This window comes from Sphingopyxis sp. RIFCSPHIGHO2_12_FULL_65_19 (genome assembly GCF_001830555.1).
In the GTDB taxonomy this organism is placed as follows: Bacteria; Pseudomonadota; Alphaproteobacteria; order Sphingomonadales; family Sphingomonadaceae; genus Sphingopyxis.
In genome coordinates, this window is sequence record NZ_MIAM01000022.1 from 1 (window position 1) to 7170 (window position 7170).

Sequence of the window (7170 nt, forward strand, 5' to 3'; positions counted from 1 at the left end):
AGGCAAGCGCCGCGGCGTCAAATATGCCGTCGTCACGATGTGCATCGGCGGCGGCCAGGGCGCAGCGGGCCTGTTCGAGGTCTTCTGATTTGCGTCTGAACGCTCCGCGTATCGAGCCGGTCGATCTGGCCCGGCTCGATACCGACCAGCGCGCCGCGCTCGAACCTTTCCTTGCCCCAGATGCCAGTGTGGTTGGGGGCAAGGTCGGGGGCGGCAAGATTCTGAACATCTTCCGCACCCTTGCCCATGCGCCCAAGGCGCTGACGGCCTTTCTCGGCTGGGGCAATTATATCCTGTCGCGGCGCAACGCGCTGAGCCCGCGCGACCGCGAACTCGTCATCCTGCGCACCGGCTATAATTGCCGATCCGGCTATGAATGGACGCAGCACAAACGCATCGGGCTCGACTGCGGCCTTTCCGAGGACGAGATCGCGCGCATCAAGGCCGGTGCCGATGCCGACGGCTGGAGCGATCTCGACCGCGCGATGCTGCGGGCAACCGACGAGCTGGTCGCCGACCATTTCGTCAGCGAAGCGAGCTGGGCTGCGCTCGCGCCGATCGGTGACAAGGGCCGCATGGACCTGGTGATGACCGTCGGTCAATACACACAGGTATCGATGATATTGAACAGCTTCGGCGTCCAGGTCGAGGAGGGTTGGGAGGTCGATCCCGACCTCAAGCGATGATCAAATTGGGAGAATGACATGAGTGCCATCGGAGTGATCGCCACATTGCGCGTGCTGCCCGGGAAAGAAGCCGAGTTTGAAGGCGTTTTCGCCGAGCTCGCGCCCGCGGTCGCGGCAAACGAGCCCGGCAACAGCTTTTACCGGCTGTTCCGCACCGAAGAGACGGGCGTTTACAAGGTGCTCGAATGCTATGACGATGCGGCGGCGGTCGAAGCGCACCGCGCGTCGGACCATTTCCGTACCCTCGGCGCAAAACTCGGCCCATGCCTCGCAGGTGCCCCCGAAATCGAGCGCCTGCCCGCGGTTTAACCCACGGGCAAGCGCGACACGCGCCGCGGAATTTTCGCCGATCCGCAGCGGCGCGTTACCCATGACGAAACCCCCGTCATCGTAATTTCACAAAGCCGACCGCTTTTCCCTTGCGGAGGAGCCGCGGCGTCGCCACCTTGCCGTCCTAAGGGGGCCGCTCTCCCCGGCCTGGTCCCCGCAAGGAGATGAAGACCATGCCGTCCTTTTCGGAAAGCCTCGAAAAGACCCTGCACAACGCTTTGAAGGCCGCTTCGGAGCGTCACCACGAATATGCGACGCTCGAACATCTGCTCTACGCGCTGATCGACGATGATCATGCCGCCGAAGTGATGCGCGCCTGCGGCGTCGCGCTCGGCGACCTGCAATCGGCGGTCGTCCATTATCTCGACACCGAACTCGACAGCCTGAAGGTGGAAGGGCACAGCGACCCGTCCCCGACGAGCGGCTTCCAGCGCGTTGTCCAGCGCGCGATCCTGCACGTCCAGTCGTCGGGCAAGGATGAGGTGACGGGCGCCAACGTCCTCGTCGCGCTCTTCTCCGAACGCGAAAGCTATGCGGTCTATTTCCTCCAGCAACAGGACCTGACCCGGCTCGACGCGGTATCCTACCTCAGCCACGGCGTCGGCAAGGGTGGCAAGCCCTCGCCGCAGGCCGAGCCGGAGGAAAAGGAAGAGGCGAAGGACAAGGACAGCAGCGGCAAGAACAAGAAGGAAACCGCGCTCGACCAGTTCACCGTCAATCTCAATGAAAAGGCCAAAATCGGCAAGGTCGATCCGCTGATCGGCCGCAATGCCGAAGTCGACCGCACGATCCAGATCCTCTGCCGCCGCAGCAAGAACAACCCGCTCTATGTCGGCGATCCCGGCGTCGGCAAGACCGCGATCGCCGAGGGGCTGGCGCGCAAGATCATCGAGGGCGACGTGCCCGAGGTGCTGCTGCCCGCGGTGATCTATTCGCTCGACATGGGCGCGCTGCTTGCGGGCACCCGTTACCGCGGCGATTTCGAGGAGCGCCTGAAACAGGTCGTGACCGAACTCGAAGGGCTGCCGCACGCGATATTGTTCATCGACGAGATTCACACCGTCATCGGCGCGGGCGCGACGAGCGGCGGCGCGATGGACGCGTCGAACCTCTTGAAGCCCGCCTTGTCGGGCGGCGTGATCCGCTGCATCGGCTCGACGACCTACAAGGAGTTCCGCAACCATTTCGAGAAGGACCGCGCATTGCTGCGCCGGTTCCAGAAAATCGACGTGGTCGAGCCGACGCTGGAGGACACCAAGAAGATCCTCGCCGGGCTGCGCAGCGCGTTCGAGGCGCATCACCAGGTGCGTTATACCCCCGACGCGATCAACGCCGCGGTCGACCTGTCGGCGCGCTACATCAATGATCGCAAATTGCCCGACAAGGCGATCGACGTGATCGACGAGGTCGGCGCGATGCAGATGCTCGTCGCCCCGTCGAAGCGCAAGAAGACGATCACCGCCAAGGAGATCGAGGCGGTGATCGCGACGATGGCGCGCATCCCGCCCAAATCGGTGTCGACCGACGACAAGGCGACGCTCGCCAGCCTCGAAACCGACCTCAAGCGCGTCGTGTTCGGCCAGAACACCGCGATCGAGGTGCTGTCGTCGGCGATCAAGCTGAGCCGTGCAGGCCTGCGCGATCCCGAAAAGCCGATCGGTAATTATCTCTTTTCGGGTCCGACCGGCGTCGGCAAGACCGAGGTGGCGAAGCAGCTTGCGTCGATCATGGGCATCCCGCTCCAGCGGTTCGACATGAGCGAATATATGGAGCGTCATTCGGTCAGCCGCCTGATCGGTGCGCCGCCGGGCTATGTCGGTTATGATCAGGGCGGGCTGCTCACCGATGCGATCGACCAGAACCCGCATTGTGTGCTGCTGCTCGACGAGATCGAAAAGGCGCATCCCGACCTGTTCAACATCCTGTTGCAGGTAATGGATAACGGCCGCCTGACCGACCACCACGGCAAGACCGTCGATTTCCGCAACGTCATCCTGATCATGACGACCAATGCTGGCGCCAGCGACATGGCGCGCGAATCGATCGGCTTCGGCCAGTCGACGCGCGAGGATGTGCAGGAAGAGGCGGTGAAGCGCATGTTCACTCCCGAATTCCGCAATCGCCTCGATGCGATCGTGCCCTTCGGCTACCTGCCGCCCGAGGTCGTCGCGCGCGTCGTCGACAAGTTCATCCTCGAACTCGAGCTGCAACTCGCCGACCGCAACGTCCATATCCAGCTCGACGATGCGGCGCGCGAATGGCTGACCGGCAAGGGCTATGACAAGCTCTATGGCGCGCGTCCGATGGGCCGCCTGATCCAGGAAAAGATCAAGCAGCCGCTCGCCGAGGAACTGCTCTTCGGCAAGCTGGTCCATGGCGGCGAGGTCAAGGTGAAGATGAAGACTGGCGAGGATGCCCATGTCGGCAATCCGCTCGCCTTCGAGATCACCCCCGCCGCGCCCAAGGCCGGCAAGGGCAAGGCGAAGACGAAGCTCGACAAGGCAGCAGAATAAGCGCGTCAGAGCGTTTTAGGTGAGTGTGTCCCCGCGAAGGCGGGGACACACGCTTTCTTTGAAGGTGGTCGAATTCTGCACCCCTCGCTTTTTCAGCCTCCAGCGACTATATCCCTTCCCATGTACGACTATGTCTCCGTAACCGCCGCCGACGCTGCGGCGCCCGCCCGCGTCCGCGACGGCACGATCAAGCTGCACGACGAAGCCGGCTTCGCCGGGATGCGCAAGGCGGGACGGCTGTCGGCCGAAATCCTCGACGCGCTCGTCCCCTTCGTCCAGCCAGGCGTCACCACGGCCGAAATCGACAATCTCGTCCGCACGATGATGCTCGACAGGGGCGGAATCCCCGCCACCCTCGGCTACCGCGGCTTCACGCACAGCTGCTGTACCAGCATCAACCATGTCGTTTGTCATGGGATCCCCGACGACAAGCCGGTGCGCGAGGGCGATATCGTCAATATCGACGTCACCAGCATCGTCGACGGCTGGCACGGCGACACCAGCCGCATGTATCTGGTCGGCGATGTTCCCATCAAGGCGCGGCGCCTCGTCGAGGTCACTTACGAATGCCTGATGCTCGGTATCGAGCAGGCGAAGCCCGGCAACCATATGGGCGACGTCGCGCACGCGATCCAGACGCACGCCGAACGCCACCGCTATTCGGTCGTCCGCGATTTCTGCGGCCATGGCCTCGGCCAGATGTTCCACGACGCCCCCGAAGTCGTCCACGCCGGCCGCCCCGGCACCGGCCCGGAACTGCGCCCCGGCATGTTTTTCACGATCGAGCCGATGATCAACACCGGCAAATATGCGGTGAAGATGTTGCCCGACGGCTGGACCGCGGTGACGCGCGACCGTTCGCTCTCGGCGCAGTTCGAGCACAGCATCGGCATCACCGAAACCGGCTGCGAGATTTTCACCGCGAGCCCCACAGGATTGAACGCGCCGCCTTGGACCTGATCGGCAAGACGTTTCACATTTCGTCACCCCGGACTTGATCCGGGGTCCACGAAGGCGAGCCCCCTCCACCCACCCTCCACTTTCCCCCTTGCACCCACGCCACATCGCGCGCAGTCTTGACGTTAACGTCAACGATAGGCGTCGAACGGGAGAGCAAGGGATGGCGAAACGGGTCTGGACGGCCGCGCTGCTGGGCGGCGCGGCACTGGCATTGGCTTCATGCAACGCATCGAAGAATGACAGTATAACAGGAACCGGATCGCTCGACGAAGCCGAGAAAGCCAGCGAGACCCTGCTCAAGACCGGCGGCAACGGCGACGACTGGGCCGGTATTGGCTACAGCTATGACGAGCAGCGTTTCAGCCCGCTTACCGACATCAATGACCAGAATGTGGGCGAGCTTGGCGTCGCGTGGACCGCCGACCTCGACGATGCGCGCGGACAGGAAGCCACGCCCGTCGTCGTCGATGGTGTCATGTATGTGACCCACGCCTGGTCGAAAGTCAGCGCCTGGGACGCTGCGACGGGCAAGCCGCTGTGGAAGTTCGACCCCAAGGTTCCCGGCGAACGCGCGGTTTCGGCCTGCTGCGACGTGGTCAACCGCGGCGTCGCGGTGTGGGGCGACAAACTCTTCGTCGGCGCGCTCGACGGCCGCCTGATCGCGCTCGACAAAAAGACCGGCAAGGAACTTTGGTCGACGCAGACTTTCGACGCGTCGAAACCCTACACCATCACCGGCGCCCCGCGCGTCGTGAAGGATATGGTGCTGATCGGCAACGGCGGCGCCGAATTCGGGGTGCGCGGCTATGTCACCGCTTACGATGCCGACACCGGCAAGGAAAAGTGGCGCTTCTACACCGCACCCAACCCCACCAAAGCGAAAGACGGCGCCGCGAGCGACGACATCTTCGCCACCAAGGCCAACGCCACATGGTCCGACAAGGGCGAGTGGCAGACGTCGGGCGGCGGCGGCACGGTGTGGGACGCGATCGTCTACGACAAGGATCTCGACCAGGTCTATCTCGGCGTCGGCAACGGCAATCCGTGGAACCACGGCACGCGCTCGAATGGCGAGGGCGACAATTGGTTCCTCTCCTCGGTCGTCGCGCTCGACGCAACGACCGGCGCCTATAAATGGCACTATCAGGAAACCCCGGCCGAGACGTGGGACTATACCGCAACCCAGCCGATCATCCTCGCCGAGCAGGCGGTAAACGGCAAACCGACAAAGGTGCTGTATCATGCGCCGAAGAACGGTTTCTTCTTCACCATCGACCGCGCAACCGGCAGGTTGATTGACGCCAAGCCCTTCGTCGACGGGATCAACTGGGCCACCGGCTACGACCTCAAGACCGGACGTCCGATCGAGAACCCAGAAGCGCGTTTCTACAAGACCGGCAAGCCCTTCATCGCGATCCCCGGCGCGCTCGGCGCACATAATTGGCACCCGATGAGTTACAGTCCGGCGACCGGCCTCGTCTACATCCCGGCGCAGCAGATCCCGCAGGGCTATGTTCAGGACATGGACGAACTCGACAAGCGCAAGGTGCTCGGCTTCAACGTCGGAACCTCCCTCAACAAGACAATGCTTCCCGACGACAAAGCCGCCTATCGCGCCGCGATCGCAGCAACCACCGGCCGGCTCGTCGCCTTCGATCCGCGCACGGGGAAAGTCGCGTGGAGCGTCGATCATCCCGCCGCGTGGAATGGCGGCACGATGACGACGGCGGGCAATCTCGTCTTCCAGGGAACAAGCACCGGGCGCTTCCGTGCCTATGCCGCTGATACCGGCAGGCAGCTGCTCGACCTCGACATGCAATCGGGGATCGTCAGCGCACCTTCGACCTTCCGCGTGGGCGGGGTGCAATATGTCGCCTTTCAGACGAGCAAGGGCGGCGCCTTCCCCCTCGTCGCCGGAGTCGCCGGTGGCGTGACACGCAAGGTGCCCAATATTCCGCGCATCGTCGTGATGAAGATCGGCGGCACGGTGAAGCTCCCTGCCCCGCCCGCATCGACGGCACTGGCCTGGACGCCCCCGCCGATGATCGGCACCCCGGCGATGGTCGCGGCGGGCAAGGCACATTTCGGACGCTATTGCATCGTCTGCCACGGCGACAGCGCGATCGGCAACGGCTTCACCCCCGACCTGCGGGTTTCGGGTACGCTCGCCAATGCCGATGCCTGGAAGGGCGTCGTGATCGGCGGCGCGCTGAAGGAGCGCGGCATGGTCAGCTTCGCCAGCGTGCTGACCCCGCAGGACGCCGAGGCGCTGCGCGCCTATGTCATCGAACGGTCGAACTGGACGAAGGCCAATCTGGCCGACAGCACGGCGCCAATGGGGCGCTGATCCGATAATCCTCCCCGTCGCGCAACGGTGGGGAGGATATTAGAAGGCAATGCCACTTTTTTAGGCACCGCATCGCACCCGTTGCTTACCCCTTAAGCAACCACGCAACATCCTGTCACAAATCTTACCGAAAGCTTGCGATTCGCCAATTGGCACGGCTCTTGATTGGTGCAAGATGATGGGGCCTCGCAGCGACTCACAGGTGCGAACCGGACAGGCAGGCCTGATCCGGCTCTGACTGCGAGCGATATGAAATGCCCAAAGGGGGACGAAAAGCGTGAAGAAGATTGAGGCGATCATCAAGCCGTTCAAGCTCGACGAGGTCAAGGAAGCG

Annotated in this window: 5 protein-coding genes; all 5 read left to right on the top strand. The window is 63.5% G+C overall.

The features are described 5' to 3' along the window. Nucleotides 1-89: 89 nt before the first annotated feature. The 5 genes from A3E77_RS06730 (at nucleotide 90) to A3E77_RS06750 (ending at nucleotide 6836) form a co-directional block, all read left to right on the top strand. Nucleotides 90-686 (top strand): carboxymuconolactone decarboxylase family protein, encoded by a 597-nt coding sequence (locus tag A3E77_RS06730; protein ID WP_293644347.1) that lies wholly within the window; start codon nucleotides 90-92, stop codon nucleotides 684-686. Nucleotides 687-704: 18 nt separating this feature from the next. Beyond that, nucleotides 705-995 carry a putative quinol monooxygenase gene (locus A3E77_RS06735; RefSeq protein ID WP_293644349.1) on the top strand — a complete coding sequence of 97 codons (291 nt, stop codon included), beginning with the start codon at nucleotides 705-707 and terminating at the stop codon, nucleotides 993-995. Nucleotides 996-1189: 194 nt separating this feature from the next. Then, nucleotides 1190-3529 (top strand): ATP-dependent Clp protease ATP-binding subunit ClpA, encoded by a 2340-nt coding sequence (gene clpA, locus A3E77_RS06740; protein WP_293644351.1) that lies wholly within the window; start codon nucleotides 1190-1192, stop codon nucleotides 3527-3529. Nucleotides 3530-3649: 120 nt separating this feature from the next. Continuing rightward, nucleotides 3650-4489 (top strand): type I methionyl aminopeptidase, encoded by an 840-nt coding sequence (map, locus tag A3E77_RS06745; protein WP_293644353.1) that lies wholly within the window; start codon nucleotides 3650-3652, stop codon nucleotides 4487-4489. A gap of 160 nt (nucleotides 4490-4649) precedes the next feature. Continuing rightward, nucleotides 4650-6836: a PQQ-dependent dehydrogenase, methanol/ethanol family gene (locus A3E77_RS06750; protein WP_293644355.1), complete on the top strand. Its 2187-nt coding sequence runs from the start codon at nucleotides 4650-4652 to the stop codon at nucleotides 6834-6836. Nucleotides 6837-7170: the final 334 nt, after the last annotated feature.